Below are 14148 nucleotides of genomic sequence, written 5' to 3'. Positions count from 1 at the left end.
CATGAATGCGCGTCAGGGCGGCGACAGCAAACGCGCCGCGATCCAGTCCCGTGTGTCCCGCTGCATGTCCGCGGACAACGTGTGCGCGACCGGGTAATCACGCAGTTGGTGGGCCACGCCCAGCCCGTGCAGGCGCTGCGAGGCCGCCTCGGCCAGCGCGAACGGCAGCTTGTCATCCTGCCGCCCGTGCACCACCAGCCCCTGCAGCCCGGCGCCGGCCACATCGGGCGGAATCAACGGCGCGATCTCCGGCAGGATGCGCCCGCACAGGATCGCGAAGGATTTCACCCGTTCCGGCGCGGTCAGCGCCACGCTGGCGCTCATGATGCCGCCCTGGCTGAAGCCGGCCAGCACGGTCTGCCGCGCATCCAGCCCCAGCCGCTGCTGCTGCACCGCCAACCAATCGCGCAGCAGCACCCGCGACGCCTCGGCCTGGGCCGGATCGATCACCGGCCCCTGCGCGCCGAAGCGCACGGTGAACCAGCCGAACGCCTGCGGCCCGAACACCTGCGGTGCACGCGGCAGCAGCACGTGCAGGCGCGGATCGAGCGTGCTGGCCAGCGCAGCCAGCGACTGCTCGTTGCTGCCCACGCCGTGCAGCAGCACCACCAGGCCCTGCGCCCTGCCCTGCGCCGGCCGCTCCAGCACCGGCGTCAGCACGGGGTTCATGCGGCCTCCTGCACGGGCGCGGCGCCGTCGAAGCGGTACAGGTCCATCGCCAGCATGCCCGCATCGATACCCGCATCGATGCGGGTGGCACCGAAATCATCGCTGCCAGCCGCGCCCATGGCGAAGTACAACGGCAGCAGATGCTCGTCGGTGGGGTGCGCACGTTCGGCAAACGGTGCCTGGCGGCGGTAATCGAACAGCGCGTCGCGATCGTTGGCGGCCAGGCGCTGTTCCACCCATTCAATGAACGGGCGCACGTAGGGCGCTTCCTTGCCGTCCTGGTAGTCGCGCCAGTCATGCAGGTTGTGGGTGATGCTGCCCGAGCCGACCAGCAGCACGCCCTGTTCGCGCAGCGGCGCCAACGCACGGCCCAGCGCGAACTGGTGCTGTGGCCCCAGCATCGGCTGGATCGACAGCGGCACCACCGGAATATCGGCCTGCGGGCGCAGCAGCCGCAGCGGCACCCAGGCGCCATGGTCCAGCCCGCGCTGGGCGTCCAACGCTACCGGCAGGCCAGCCGCGGCGATGCGCCCGGCCACTTCTTCGGCCAGCGCCGGGTCGCCCGGGGCCGGGTACTGCAGCTCGAACAGCGCGCGCGGGAAGCCACCGAAGTCGTGGATGGTGGGCGGCTGCGGATGTGCGCCGACCAGCGGCTGGCGCGCCAGCCAGTGCGCGGACGCCATCACGATGGCACGCGGGGTGGGCAGGTCGCGGGCCAGTTCGGCCAGCCGCACGCCCACCTGCCCCGGGTGCAGGGCAGTCATCGGCGAGCCGTGGGAGATGTACAGCGAAGGCAGGCGGGACATGACGTTCTCCAGAATCAGGGGGAAGCAGCGATCAGCGCGAACGCAGGGTCCAGCGGCCATCGCCCAGCAGGAACAGCACCACCAGGGCCAGCGCCCAGAAAGCCGGGTATTCCCAGCCACCGCCGGCGTTGGCGAAGCCGAAACCGTTGGCACCGTGCACGGTGACGATCGTGCCCAGCAGCAGCGGCACGCCCAGCAGCCCCACCCAGCGCGCGTACACGCCCAGCAGCAGGGCGGCGGCGATGGCCAGCTCGATCACGATGGTCAGGTAGCCCAGCGCGCCCGGCAGGCCCAGCGATTCAAAGAATGCGGCGGTACCGGCGGGGGTGAACACCAGCAGCTTGGTCAACGCATGCACCAGGAACAGGCCGCCCAAGGCCAGGCGCAGCAGGGTGGCGGCATAGGGGGCCAGCGGCGAAACGGCAGTGGCGGAGGCTTTCATGGGGGCGTACCTCAGGGAGAGTGCGTACAGGTTATTGCGCACTCTTGCGCCGATAAATACGATGAAACGACCATATTTATTTCACAAGGCGCAACAATGGACACTTTGGACGCGATGCGTGTGTTCGTGGCCGTGGTCGAGCGCAATGGCTTCAGCGCCGCCGCCGACGCCCTGGGCGTTTCCACGGCCGGGGTGACCCGGCAGGTGGCCGCGCTGGAAAAACGCCTGTCCACCCGCCTGCTTCACCGCACCACCCGGCGGGTCAGCCCGACCAGTGCCGGCGCCGCGTACTACGCGCAGTGCGTGCGCCTGCTGGCCGAGTTCGACGCGCTGGAAGCCAGTATCGGGGCGCAGGCGCTGGAACCGTCGGGCACGCTGCGCATCAATGCACCGGTCAGCTGGGGCATCGCGCGGTTGGGGCCGCTGCTGGCCGGCTATCGGCAACGCTACCCGCAGGTGGAACTGGACCTGGCCCTGTCCGACCGCCTGGTGGACATGGTGGAGGAAGGCTACGACGTGGCCCTGCGCATCACCCGCGACCCCAGCCCGGCCTTGATTGCGCGGCAGCTGGGCCAGGCCCGCATCACCCTGTGCGCCGCCCCCGCCTACCTGGCCGCGCGCGGCACGCCGTCCACGCCGCAGGAACTGGCGGCGCACGACTGCCTGGGCTACAGCTACTGGGCTTCAGGCAGCCAGTGGCCGTTGCAGGGGCCGGGAGGCGAGGTGCGGGTAACGGTGAGCAGCATCCTGCAGGCCAACAACGGCGACGTGCTGCGCGAAGCGGCCATCGCCGGGATGGGGGTGATCCTGCAACCGGATTTCCTGCTGGAACAGGCACTGGCCGATGGCCGCCTGGTGCGCGTGCTGCCCGACTGGGAAGTGCCGCCGATCGGCATCTTCGCGGTATACACCAGCCGCAGCCACCTGGCACCGAAGGTGCGCAGTTTCATCGATTACCTGGTGGAAGCCGGGGTGTGAGGCATCCGCCGGGCCATGCCCGGCGGGTTTGCACCATCAGGCGACGACTTCGTCCAGCGTCTTGATGATCTGTTCCAGCGGCGCCGGCCGGCCCAGCAGGTAGCCCTGCACCTGGTCACAGCCGTGCGCGGCCAGCCAGTCCAGCTGGCCCGGGGTTTCCACGCCTTCGGCAATGATGGTCAGGCCCATGCTGTGGCCCAGCGACAACAGGGCGCGGCAGATCGAGGCGTTGCGCGGGTTGGTTTCCACGTCGGCCACGAAGCTGCGATCGATCTTCAGGATATCCAGCGGCAGGTGCTGCAGGTAGGACATGCTGGAGTAGCCGGTACCGAAATCATCCAGCGACACGCAGATGCCCTGCTCGTGCAGGCGGCGCATGGTCTGCATGGCCTGCGCCGGTTTGCGCATCAGGCTGCTCTCGGTCAGTTCCACATGCAGCGCACCGCGGGCCAGGCCGAAGTCCTCCTGGGCGCGGGCGAACTCGGCCACCAGATCGCTGTTGAAGAACTGCACGGCCGATACGTTCACCGCGATCGGCAACTCGCCCCAGCCCGCCGCCACCAGCCGCCGCTGCGCCTGTGCAGCCGCGCGGATCACCCAGCGCCCCAGCGCCAGGATCAGCCCGGTGTCCTCGCACAGCTGGATGAACTCGCTGGGCGAAATGAAACTGCCATCGGCCTGCGGCCAGCGCAGCAGGGCTTCCAGCGCTGCCGGGCTGCCATCACTGGCATGGCGGATCGGCTGGAAGTACAGCTGGAATTCGTTGTCGATGGCCGCATGAATGCGCCCTGCCAGACGCAGGCGGTCGGCCAGGCGGTTGGACACCGCCGCGTCGAACCACGCGACCACGTTGCCTTCGGCGCGCCCGGCATGCGCTGCCTGTGCGGCCATGCCCACCACCTGTTCGGCACGCAGCGCGTCACCCTCTTCGCGCACAGCCACGCCGATGCGCGGCTCGAACTGGTGCAGTGAATCCTTGCCGCGCATCGGTGCCGACACGATCTGCAGCAGGTCGTCCAGCACCGCCTGGGTATTGTGCTGCGGCGCGATGGCCAGCACGAAATCTTCGGCCGGCTGGAAGGCCAGCGTGCCGAAGCGCGCGCCCAACCCGCCCAAGCGCGCGGCCATCGACTGCAGGATTGCATCGCCGATCTCGCGGCCCAGCGTGTCGGCCACCAGCTGCAGGCCGCGCAACTGCACGTAGGCAATGGTGTAGCCGCGGTCCTGGCTGTCCAGCTGTTCGCTCAGGGCGCGCACGTTCAACAGGCCGGTGGCCGGGTTGTGCCGCGCGCGGTAGGCCAGGTCGCGCTCGTAGGCCAAGCGCTCGCTCACATCTTCGGCCAGCACCAGGCAGGCAGGCTGGCCATCGAAATCCAGCTTCGACAAGTGCGCACGCACTTCGAACACCGAGCCATCTTTGCGCCGGTGCATGCGCACGGCCGCATCCTGCAGTTCGCCCACGCGTGCCCGGGCAATGGCGCCCTTCACTTCCTCCCAGCCTTCGCGCGGGCGGATATCCAGGATGCTCATGCCCAGGAATTCCTCGCGCGTGTAGCCGTACTGCAGCACCGCCGCTTCATTCACTTCCAGGAAGCGCAGCGTATCGGGATCGAACACCCAGAACGGCGCCGGGTTGCGGTCGAACAGCAGGCGGAAGCGGCGCTCGACCTGGTTCATCTGTTCGCGTGCCAGATGCCGTTCGCTCACGTCGGTCAATGCGCCGATCATGCGCCGCTGGCTGTCGGCCAGTTCCACCCGTTGCCCGCGCGCCGACACCCAGCGCACATCGCCGCCGGGCAGCACCAGGCGGAACATTTCATCCAGCACCGCGCCGCGCGCGAACGCTTCATGGAAGGCATGCTGCAGCCGTTCGGCATCTTCGCGGTGCACGCGGGCGAAGAACTCGGCCACCGGCAACGCGTCGGTCTGCACGCCGAAGATCTCGCGCGCCAGCGGCGACCAGTGCAGCAGCGCGGCGTCTTCGTCCACATACCAGGTGCAGACCCGGCCCACCTGGTGGGCCATGCGCAGTTCGGTATGGCCGGTGCGCAGTTCCGCCGCCATCCATTGCTGGCTGCGGGTGCTGCGGCGCATCGCGAACAACAGGCCCAGCAGCACCAGCACGTAGGTCAGCAGGATCGCCACCGCCGCATGCAGGTAGGGCCACCAGGCGGCCAGCACATCGGCATCGGCCAGCCCCACCTGCACCGCCAGCGGGCTGTGTTCCAGCGTGCTGATGGTGGACATGCGCGGAATCTGGTCCACCACGCCGGGGAAGCTGCCCAGTTCCACCACCGCCGGACCGCCCACCAGGTCGCGGTAGGGCAGCGTGTAGCGGCGCCCCACCGTGCCATAGGGATCGGGCACGCGCGCCAGCATGAAACCGTCGGCATCGGTGATCGACACCATGCCGTTGGGGCCCACATCCAAACCGCCGATGATGCGCTGCAGTTCACCGCAACGCAGCCGCGCCAGCAGCCAGCGATCATCGGCCATCGGCAGCGCCAGCGGCACCACCCAGGTGCCGTCGTCGGTACGCTGCGGCGGCCCCAGGTACAACGCGCTGCCCTGCCCGCGCCGCTGCGGGTCGGCCCACAGCGGCAGCTTCAGTTCGTCGGCGCCGCCGGTCAGCGCACGCCCGTAGGCATCGACCACCACGATGCTGTGCAGCTCGGCATGGCGCTGCAGCACGCCTGCAATGGCCGCATCCAGCAACTGCGGGGCCTGCGCCGGCACCGTACCGAACAGTTCGGCGGCATCGCCGGCAATGCCGGCCAGCGCGCGTTCCAGGTTGCGCAGTTCCAGCGCCAGCAGGCGCTCGCTGCCGACCGCCAGGGCGCGGCTCTGCCGCTGCGCCGCTTCCAGCCGACGCTGGTGATCATTGGCCAGCATGGCCGCCATGCCCACGGCCAGCAGCACGCCCAACGCCACACCGCCCCAGGTGATGGCACGCAATGGCCGCGCCAGCGCACGCTTCAGCGCGGGCATCGGTCGGTGTTCCCTGTGCAGACAGCTGGCTTCATGCGCGAACGATTCCTCCACATCCCCGACCAGAGCGGCCGCAGCGCGGCATTCTTGACGCCCCGTCGTGCTCTGCGGGCCAATCCCTGAGTGGGTCCCTGCCCCGCAGCATGCACCAGCGGGATGACTGCGTGAAGCACGACAGCGCGTGTTCAGCCAGATCGCGCACACCCGACCCCATGCTGGCGCGCGTCCAGCGCCGCCGCAGGGGATTAGACTTGGGGTTTTCCGTCGCAAGAGAAGTCCATGTCCAAGCTGCGCCGTCCCACCCTGGCGCTGGCCATCCTCGCCAGCCTGTCCCTGGCCGCCTGCGATCGCCCGGCCGAGCCGGCGGCAGGCACCGCCGCGCCCGCCGACGCCGCCCCGGCCGCCGCCAAGCCGATGCTGGGCAGCTTCGGCTTCGATGCCAGCGGCATGGACCGCAGCATTGCCGCCGGCGACGACTTCTTCGGCTTTGCCAACGGCAGCTGGGTGAAGAACACCGAAATTCCGGCCGACCGTTCGCGCTTCGGCAGCTTCAACGTGATTGCCGAGAAGACCCAGGCCGATACCCGCGCCATCCTGGAAGGCGCGGCAGGCAATGCGCAGGCCAGCGGCGATGACAAGCTGATCGGCGATTACTACGCCGCCTACATGGACGAAGCTGGCATTGAAAAGCGCGGCCTGGCCCCCGTGCAGCCGCAGCTGCAGGCCATCGGCGCGATCGCCGACAAGGCCGGCCTGGCGCGTGCACTGGGCGATGACATGCGCGCCGACGTGGACCTGCTGAACGCCACCAACTTCTACACCGACCGTCTGTTCGGCCTGTGGGTGTCGGTGGATCTGCTGCAGCCCGACCGCACCGCGCCGTACCTGGTGCAGGGTGGCCTGGGCATGCCCGACCGCGACTTCTACCTGGGCGATGGCCGCATGGCCGAGCTGCGCAAGCAGTACCAGGCCTACATCGCCAAGGTGCTGCAGCTGGCCGGCGTGGCCGATCCGGCCGGCAAGGCGCAGCGCATCCTGGCGCTGGAAACCAAAATCGCCCAGGCGCACGCCACCCAGGAAGAAACCAACGACGTGACCAAGGGTGCCAATCCCTGGACCCAGGCCGATTTCAGCGCCAAGGCGCCGGGCATGGATTGGGCCGCGTTCCTGGAAGCGGCCAAGCTGGGCCAGCAGCAGGACTTCATCGTCTGGCAGCCCAAGGCCGTGGCCGGCCTGTCCAAGCTGGTGGCCACCGAACCGCTGGATGCCTGGAAGGACTACATGACCTTCCACGCGCTGGACCGCGCCGCCAGCTACCTGCCCAAGACCTTCGCCGACGCCCGCTTCGCCTTCCACGGCACCGCGCTGAGCGGCACGCCGCAGCAGAGCGAGCGCTGGAAGCGCGCCGTGGATGATGCCAACCACGCGGTCGGTGAAGCCATCGGCAAGCGTTACGTGGAAAAGCACTTCGACGCGAAGACCAAGGAACGCGCCGACGAGATGGCAAAGAACATCATTGCCGCCTTTGCCAAGCGCATCGATGCACTGGCCTGGATGTCACCGCAGACCAAGGCCAGCGCCAAGGCCAAGGTGGCCGGCCTGACCGTGGGCATGGGCTATCCGGACAAGTGGCGCGACTACACCGGGCTGGAGATCCGCCGCGACGATCCGCTAGGCAACGCGCAGCGTGCCGAACGCTTCGAATACGAGCGCAACATCGCCAAGCTGGGCAAACCGGTGGACCACAGCGAGTGGGCCATGCTGCCGCAGACCATCAACGCGATGAACGTGCCGCTGGAAAACCGCCTGGTGTTCCCGGCCGCGATCCTGCAGCCGCCGTTCTTCGACGGTGCCGCCGACGATGCGGTGAACTACGGTGCGATCGGCGCGGTGATCGGCCACGAGATCAGCCATGGCTTCGACAACGCCGGCGCCCTGTTCGACGAAACCGGCAAGCTGCACAACTGGTGGACCGCCGAAGACCTGAAGCAGTTCAACGCCGCCGGTGATGCGCTGGCCGCGCAGTTCAGCAGCTACGAACCGTTCCCCGGCGTGCACGTGAACGGCAAGCTGACCCTGGGCGAGAACATCGCCGACGTGGCGGGCCTGGGCACGGCCTACGATGCCTACCAGCTGTCGCTGCAGGGCAAGCCCGGCCAGACCCTGGAAGGCTTCACCCCGGACCAGCGCTTCTTCCTGGGCTTTGCCCAGGCGTGGCGCAGCAAGAGCCGCGAACAGGCGCTGCGCAATTCGCTGCTGACCGACGTGCACGCACCGGGCCAGTTCCGTGCGCTGACCGTGCGCAACATCGACGCCTGGTACCCGGCGTTTGAAGTGAAGGACGGCCAGAAGCTGTACCTGGCGCCGGAAAAGCGGGTCAAGGTGTGGTGATGTAACGCGAGCGGGCGCCGAGAGGCGCCCGTTTCGTTTGCAGCAGATCCACGCCATGCGTGGATGGGCAACGTGGATCACCGCGCTGCCGGCCACTCGCGCAACACCTCCACCGGCACGCCCATGCGCGCACAGGCACGGGTGGCCAGGCCATCGGGCAAGGCGCGGCGGAACAGCGGCGCCATGCCCTGCATCAGCTTTGCCGAGGCCGCGGCCTGCGCACGCTGAGCCGTCGTGCGTTCCAGCATCGTCTCGGCCCAGTCCGGCAGCAGCGCGGCACCGGCGCCCAGGAACACCGCGCGTGACAGCCCCGGAATCGGCACCGGCAGGTTCACCGCAGACAGCACGTCCAGCACTTCGCGCGAACGCGCATCCGCCAGCAGTTCGGGCTGGCGTGCACAGAAGTACGCCGCCACTTCCGCTTCGCTGCGCGGCACGTCCACCGCCCCCAGCGCCTCGGCCACGCAGCGGTACTCGTCGTAGTAGCGGTCTGCAATCGCTTCGGGAACGTCCCGCCCATAGCGGCGGTAACCCTGCAGGAAGCCATAGGCCTCGGTTACGTGCACCCAGGTGAGCAGCTGCGGATCATCCGCCGCATACGGCTGGCCCTGCGCGGTACGGCCACGGATCTGTGCATGGATGTGGCGCACCTTGGCCACCAGCGTTTCCACCTCGCCACGGGGCGCATAGCTGGTGCCGGCCACGAATGCCGTGGTGCGCCGCAGCCGCCCCACCAGGTCCTGGCGGAAGTTGGAATGGTCGTACACGCCGGCCAGCGCGCGCGGGTGCAGGCTCTGCAGCATCAGCGCACACAGGCCCCCGGCCAGCATCGACGGCAGTTCGGCATGCACGCGCCAGGTGATGCTGTCCGGCCCGAACCAGCCCGGATCGCCCTGCGGGTGGTCGTAATCGATGCCGCTCTGGCCGCGCGGGAAGGCGTCGAGCACCCAGCGGCGGATGGGCGCGGTAACCGGGCGGGTCAAACGGTGCAGCAACGGCGGCATACGGGGTCCAGTGGGTGGCGGAAGCGACCGGGTTCTGCGCGGTCCGGCTTGATTCTGGGCGATCACGCGCCTCGCGGCGAGCCCGACGGCCGCGCCGCGGCAGCATGTGCGCACGCAGCACGATTCACCCTGCGACATCTTGTCGCAGCCTGTGAATGCGATGGTGCGCCGCACCAATCTTCACGCATTCAGGCAAAACCCTTGCGCCCCTTCGCTTTGCGCCCATTGCACCGGCCGCTGGAAGTGCTAGAACTGAACCCGCCACATCGTCCATTGCTGATCGACGCACGTTCCAGAAAGGAGCCAGCCATGATTGCTTTGTTCAAGGGTTTGGGAATGCTGCTGCGGGACAACGAGCTGTACAGCAGCCCGTTCGAAAAACAGGTCGCGCACTGGCGCAACCTGAGCGAGCAGCAGATCCGCGATGAAGTGGCCGTGCTGGCCAAGGCCAAGTGCCAATGGCTGATGGCCTCCATCGTGGGCTGGCAGGCGGCGTCGCTGCTGATCCTGGGCCTGATCGCCAACTACCTGTGGCGCGACGATTTCCATATCACCTTCACCCGCGTGGTGATCGTGTTCGGTTCCTGGGTGTCGATCCTGTTCGTCATCTGGTTCATGGCCAACATGTTCGACCACACCGCCGGCTTCGAACGCTGGATGAAGGCCTTCAACAGCCGCGCGCGCATCAGCTCCAGTGCCGACAGCGTGGAATGCGTGGCCGAAGCGCTGGACCTGGCCGAGCACTATCCGGAAGTACTGGACTACAAGCAGGCGGTCACCGCCAAGCGCGAGCTGCGCCACGAGGACATCCGCATCATGACCGAGATCGGGCGCATGAAGCAGCACTCGGAACTGGTGGGCCGGCTGAACCATGTAGGCGAAACCGAACACCACCACGACATGACGCTGCAGCCGGCGTTCTGATCGCCCGGAAAGCGGGGGGAGCCACAATGCCACCGTGCACAGCCACGGTGGCATTGTTCTTTCCGGTACCCGCTACATGCCGCGGAACAGGCTCATGAAGGGCTGGCTGACCACCAGCGTTTCAGGGCGCTGGCGCAGGCGCAGCACCCCTCGTCCGGTATCGTCGCGGCTGACCGCCGCCACGGCCTTCATGTGCACGATGGTGGACCGGTGGATCTGCCGGAACTGCTGCGGGTCCAGCGCTTCCAGCAATTCGCGCAACGGCGTGCGCAGCAGGCTCTCGCCAGCGGCGGTCACCACCGTGGTGTATTTGTTGTCGGCGCGGAAGTAGATCACGTCGTCCAGCATGATCAGCTGGGTTTCGCGGCCATTGCTGGCGGTGATCCAGGCCAGCGGCGGGCGTTCGGGATGCGCCTGCGAGGGGCCCAGCCGCTGCAGCAGGCGTTCCAGCACCGCATCGTCCTGGCGGGTGGAAGGCAGCCGCGCCAGGATGCGCTCGCGCGTGGCCAGCAGGCGCTCGTCGCTGACCGGCTTCAACAGGTAATCCATCGCGCCCTGCTCGAACGCATCGATGGCGTACTGGTCGTAGGCGGTCACGAACACCACCTGCGTGCGCGGGCTCAGTTCGGACAGGGAGCGGGCCACTTCGATGCCGCTGATGCCGGGCATGCGGATATCCAGGAAGGCGATATCCGGCTGCTTCTCGGCCAGTTGCTCCAGCGCGCTGGCGCCATCCTCGCATTCGGCCACCAGCTTCAATTCCGGCCACAGCCGCGCCAGTTGTTCCACCAGCGCCTGGCGCAGCAGCTCTTCGTCTTCGGCAATCAGCGCTTCAAGCGGCATGGGTGCGCTCCTGGGCGGGCTGCGGCAGGGTCATGGTGGCTGCCACGCCCGAGGGGAAGTTGGCCACGATCGCCACGCCGGCCTGCTCACCGCAGGTCAGGCGCAGGCGCTCGCGCAGGTTCTTCAGACCGATGCCGGTACCGCTGGTGCCCTGGCCGAAGCCCAGCCCGTCATCGGCCACGGTCACCGTCACGTGGTCATCAAAGCCACGCGCCAGGATCCAGATGGTGCCGCCGCCCGGCTTCGGCTCCAGGCCATGCTTGATCGCGTTTTCCACCAGCGTCTGCAGGGCCATCGCCGGCAGGTGCACGCCGTGCAGTTCGCTGGGCACCTGCACTTCCACCGCCAGGCGAGCGCCCATGCGGATGCGCAGGATTTCCAGATAGGCGCGCGTGCGCTCCAGTTCCACGCCCAGCGTGGACACCGATTCATCCACCTGCGGCAGCGAACTGCGCAGGTACTGGATCAGGTGCCCCAGCATCTGCTCGGCACGGCCCGGATCGGTGCGGGTCAGCACCTGCGCGTTGGCCAGTGTGTTGTACAGGAAGTGCGGTTCCACCTGCGCGTGCAGCAGGTTCAGGCGTGCCACCGACAGTTCCTTTTCCACCTGGGTCTGTTCGGCAGCGGCCTGTTCGTCGCGGCGCTGGTCGGCCACCCGGCGGCTGATCGCGCGGGTCACTGCTTCGGCGTTCTCGTAGTTGCTGCCCTCGTCCAGGGCCAGCAGGTCGGCCCACCAGCCGGCGTCGGGCTCGAACAACAGGGTGACCGTGCTGGTGCCCTGCCCCGGCGTGACCGTGGCCTGCACGCTGTTGCGCTTGATCGCCAGCCGCGCCGGCAGGTTCCAGCGCGAGGGCTGGCGGCCGTTCCAGGGGTCCACGCGGCGCACATACGCGCGCACCTGCAGGCTGCCGGCCGAATTTTCCACGTCTTCCACGCGCGGCAACTCGGCCACCGCCGCCTCCACCACCGCGTAGGCCTGGCCGGCGTCCATGGGCAGTTCCACCTGGCGGCGCTGGCGCCCGGCCAACGTGCTGCCATCCAGCCTGCCGGCCACCATCCACACCCGGCGCACATGGGTGATGGCGCTGCCCAGTGCGGAAATCATCAGGAACATCGCCAGCAGCCCGAAGATCCAGCCCGGGCCATCGTTCATGCCACTGAAGATGCCGCTCCAGACCATGCCTGCCACCAGCAGCGCCACGGCCCAGGCCAACAGATGACGGAGGATGAGGATCAGGCTGGCAAACACGGCAGTGCCTTGGTGGGAAGGGGTGAGCCGAGCATAGGCCGACGCATCGGGCAGACAAGCGGCCTGCGACGAAGCCCCGGAAAGTGGGGATGGAAGGTGTTACAGCAACGCCGGGCATGGCCCGGCGCTACCGAAGGTCGGCGGGGTGGTGCCCCGCCTTCCCTTACTTGCGCTGGTCGGCGCTGGCGTCACGCACCGCACGGAACGACTCGTCGGTGCTCCAGTTCGGCCAGCTGCGCGAGTTGGCCAGCTGGCTGCCCAGCGTGTAGAGCACTTCCAGGTCGCGTGCCGCGCCGGCGAACACCCAGTCCGGCTGCCACTCGTCGCCCTGCTGGTGGTAGCGCTTGGCCGTGTAATCGTCGGACGCCTTCTTGCCCGCCGCCACGCCACCGTCCACCCAGTCCTGGCCGGCCGACCAGGACAGCGCGGGCACGCCGCGCTTGGCAAACGAGAAGTGATCGGAGCGGAAGAACAGGCCCGCTTCCGGCTTCGGATCGGGGGTGTAGCGGATATCCCAGCCCTTGGCCACTTCCTTCAGCTGGTCCAGCAGCTCGAAGCGTGCGGTGCCGTAGATGCCGAAATCACGCGACGGACCGAACGGCGCCATGCCGTCCATGTTGATCATCGCCACGGTCTTTTCCAGCGGGTACAGCGGGTGGGTGGCGTAGTACTCCGAACCCAGCAGGCCCTTCTCCTCGGCGGTGACCGCCAGGAACAGCACCGAACGTTCCGGGCGCTGGCCCTTGGCGAAGCCACGGGCCAGTTCCAGCAGGGATGCGGTACCGCTGGCGTTGTCCAGCGCACCGTTGAAGATGCGGTCGCCGCGGGCATCCGGCTCGCCCACGCCGATGTGGTCCCAGTGCGCGCTGTAGACAATGGTCTCGTCCGGATAGCGGCTGCCTTCCAGGCGCGCGGCCACGTTGTGCGAGGTGATCACTTCGGTCTTCACCGCGTACTTCGCATCCAGGCTGGCACCGGTCAGCGGCACCGGGGTGAAGTCACGCTGCTGCGCCTTCTTCTTCAGCGCCTCGAAATCCAGGCCGGCCGAGCGGAACAGGTCCACCGCCAGATCGCGCTGGATCCAGCCTTCCAGCGTCGGATGCGTATCGGCCGGGTTGTCGCGCACCACGTCGAACATGGTGTTGGTGTTGGAGCCGGCCACCGTGGCCCAGCCGTAGGACGCCGGCGCGGTTTCGTGCACGATCAGCACGCCCAGCGCACCCTGGCAGGCACCTTCTTCGTACTTGTATGGCCAGCGCCCGTACCAGGTCATGCCCTTGCCGTCGAAGTCGCCCTTGCCGGTTTCGAAGTCCGGGTCATTGATCAGCACCACGGCGATCTTGCCCTTCAGGTCCACGCCCTTGAAGTCGTCCCAGTTGCGTTCCGGCGCTTTCACGCCATACCCCAGGAACACCAGCGGTGCCTTGCTGATATCCACCGCGCTGGCGCCGTTCATGGCCGCGCGCACGGCAATCTGCTTGCCCTGCTGCAGCGCCACGGTCTTGCCGCCCTGGTGCAGCGCCAGCTGCGGCGCGCCGACGATATCGCCCTTCAGCAGCGGCACGGCCTGGGTCCACAGGCGCTTGCCGTCCTTCAGGTCACCGCCCGGCTGCAGGCCAGCCTCGGCGAACTGCTTGCTGACGTAGGCGATGGTCTTCTGTTCGCCTGCGGTGGCCGGCGAACGGCCTTCATACGCGTCGGAGGCCAGCTCCTTCACATCGGCGGAAATACGCGCGCCATCGAACTTCGGCGTGGCCGCCATCAATGCGCTGCTCACCGACAAGGCCAGCAGGCCCAGTGCTACTCGTTTCATTGCTCTCTCCAGCAGGACAAACCTACCGGAGTGTAAGGGGT

At 68.1% G+C, this 14148-nt stretch carries 11 protein-coding genes; 3 read left to right on the top strand and 8 right to left on the bottom strand.

The window, feature by feature from the left end; translation table 11 throughout:
- Positions 1 to 12 precede the first annotated feature (12 nt).
- The 3 genes from AC06FA_RS07770 to AC06FA_RS07760 are packed head-to-tail and all read right to left on the bottom strand — an operon-like array spanning position 13 to position 1917.
- A complete protein-coding gene (locus AC06FA_RS07770; RefSeq protein WP_478067808.1) occupies positions 13 to 669 on the bottom strand; it encodes an alpha/beta hydrolase in 657 nt (218 codons plus the stop codon).
- Complete coding sequence (locus AC06FA_RS07765; RefSeq protein ID WP_108761126.1) at positions 666 to 1475, bottom strand: dioxygenase family protein; 810 nt, start codon at positions 1473 to 1475, stop codon at positions 666 to 668. The genes AC06FA_RS07770 and AC06FA_RS07765 overlap by 4 nt, the downstream gene beginning before the upstream one ends.
- A gap of 31 nt (positions 1476 to 1506) precedes the next feature.
- The gene (locus AC06FA_RS07760) at positions 1507 to 1917 is read right to left on the bottom strand and encodes a DoxX family protein (protein WP_478067807.1); all 411 of its coding nucleotides are present in this window, start codon (positions 1915 to 1917) and stop codon (positions 1507 to 1509) included.
- Between the two features lie 96 nt (positions 1918 to 2013).
- Between AC06FA_RS07760 and AC06FA_RS07755 the strand changes: the two genes are divergently transcribed.
- Positions 2014 to 2895, top strand: coding sequence for a LysR family transcriptional regulator (locus tag AC06FA_RS07755; protein WP_478067806.1), 882 nt, complete (start codon positions 2014 to 2016; stop codon positions 2893 to 2895).
- A gap of 36 nt (positions 2896 to 2931) precedes the next feature.
- On the opposite strand, the gene AC06FA_RS07750 is transcribed toward AC06FA_RS07755, so the two are convergent.
- Positions 2932 to 5883 carry a bifunctional diguanylate cyclase/phosphodiesterase gene (locus AC06FA_RS07750; protein ID WP_478067805.1) on the bottom strand — a complete coding sequence of 984 codons (2952 nt, stop codon included), beginning with the start codon at positions 5881 to 5883 and terminating at the stop codon, positions 2932 to 2934.
- Positions 5884 to 6162: 279 nt separating this feature from the next.
- On the opposite strand from AC06FA_RS07750, the gene AC06FA_RS07745 reads away from it, so the two are divergent.
- Positions 6163 to 8274, top strand: coding sequence for a M13 family metallopeptidase (locus AC06FA_RS07745; protein ID WP_478067804.1), 2112 nt, complete (start codon positions 6163 to 6165; stop codon positions 8272 to 8274).
- Positions 8275 to 8351: 77 nt separating this feature from the next.
- On the opposite strand, the gene AC06FA_RS07740 is transcribed toward AC06FA_RS07745, so the two are convergent.
- On the bottom strand, positions 8352 to 9278 hold the full coding sequence (locus AC06FA_RS07740) for an oxygenase MpaB family protein (protein WP_478067803.1): 927 nt from the start codon (positions 9276 to 9278) through the stop codon (positions 8352 to 8354).
- Between the two features lie 309 nt (positions 9279 to 9587).
- On the opposite strand from AC06FA_RS07740, the gene AC06FA_RS07735 reads away from it, so the two are divergent.
- Complete coding sequence (locus AC06FA_RS07735) at positions 9588 to 10202, top strand: hypothetical protein (protein ID WP_478067802.1); 615 nt, start codon at positions 9588 to 9590, stop codon at positions 10200 to 10202.
- A gap of 72 nt (positions 10203 to 10274) precedes the next feature.
- Here the strand turns inward: AC06FA_RS07735 and AC06FA_RS07730 are convergent, their stop codons facing one another.
- From AC06FA_RS07730 to AC06FA_RS07720, 3 genes are all read right to left on the bottom strand, one after another.
- Entirely contained in the window at positions 10275 to 11045 is a 771-nt protein-coding gene (locus AC06FA_RS07730; RefSeq protein WP_478067801.1) for a LytR/AlgR family response regulator transcription factor, read from the bottom strand.
- Positions 11035 to 12294, bottom strand: coding sequence for a sensor histidine kinase (locus tag AC06FA_RS07725; RefSeq protein WP_478067800.1), 1260 nt, complete (start codon positions 12292 to 12294; stop codon positions 11035 to 11037). The genes AC06FA_RS07730 and AC06FA_RS07725 overlap by 11 nt, the downstream gene beginning before the upstream one ends.
- A 163-nt stretch (positions 12295 to 12457) precedes the next feature.
- Positions 12458 to 14107 (bottom strand): M28 family metallopeptidase, encoded by a 1650-nt coding sequence (locus AC06FA_RS07720; protein ID WP_478067799.1) that lies wholly within the window; start codon positions 14105 to 14107, stop codon positions 12458 to 12460.
- Between the last annotated feature and the right edge of the window lie 41 nt (positions 14108 to 14148).

Source organism: Stenotrophomonas sp. Steno-C17 (genome assembly GCF_056393165.1).
The sequence above is the reverse complement of the archived record's forward strand: the minus strand, read 5'-3'. Positions and strand labels throughout refer to the sequence as shown.

Excerpts from the sequence above, each read along its gene's own strand:
- AC06FA_RS07720 (WP_478067799.1), bottom strand. The coding sequence starts at position 14,107 with ATGAAACGAGTAGCACTGGGCCTGCTGGCCTTGTCGGTGAGCAGCGCA.
- AC06FA_RS07755 (WP_478067806.1), top strand. The coding sequence starts at position 2,014 with ATGGACACTTTGGACGCGATGCGTGTGTTCGTGGCCGTGGTCGAGCGC.
- AC06FA_RS07760 (WP_478067807.1), bottom strand. The coding sequence starts at position 1,917 with ATGAAAGCCTCCGCCACTGCCGTTTCGCCGCTGGCCCCCTATGCCGCC.
- AC06FA_RS07745 (WP_478067804.1), top strand. The coding sequence starts at position 6,163 with ATGTCCAAGCTGCGCCGTCCCACCCTGGCGCTGGCCATCCTCGCCAGC.
- AC06FA_RS07765 (WP_108761126.1), bottom strand. The coding sequence starts at position 1,475 with ATGTCCCGCCTGCCTTCGCTGTACATCTCCCACGGCTCGCCGATGACT.
- AC06FA_RS07770 (WP_478067808.1), bottom strand. The coding sequence starts at position 669 with ATGAACCCCGTGCTGACGCCGGTGCTGGAGCGGCCGGCGCAGGGCAGG.
- AC06FA_RS07730 (WP_478067801.1), bottom strand. The coding sequence starts at position 11,045 with ATGCCGCTTGAAGCGCTGATTGCCGAAGACGAAGAGCTGCTGCGCCAG.
- AC06FA_RS07735 (WP_478067802.1), top strand. The coding sequence starts at position 9,588 with ATGATTGCTTTGTTCAAGGGTTTGGGAATGCTGCTGCGGGACAACGAG.
- AC06FA_RS07740 (WP_478067803.1), bottom strand. The coding sequence starts at position 9,278 with ATGCCGCCGTTGCTGCACCGTTTGACCCGCCCGGTTACCGCGCCCATC.
- AC06FA_RS07750 (WP_478067805.1), bottom strand. The coding sequence starts at position 5,883 with ATGCCCGCGCTGAAGCGTGCGCTGGCGCGGCCATTGCGTGCCATCACC.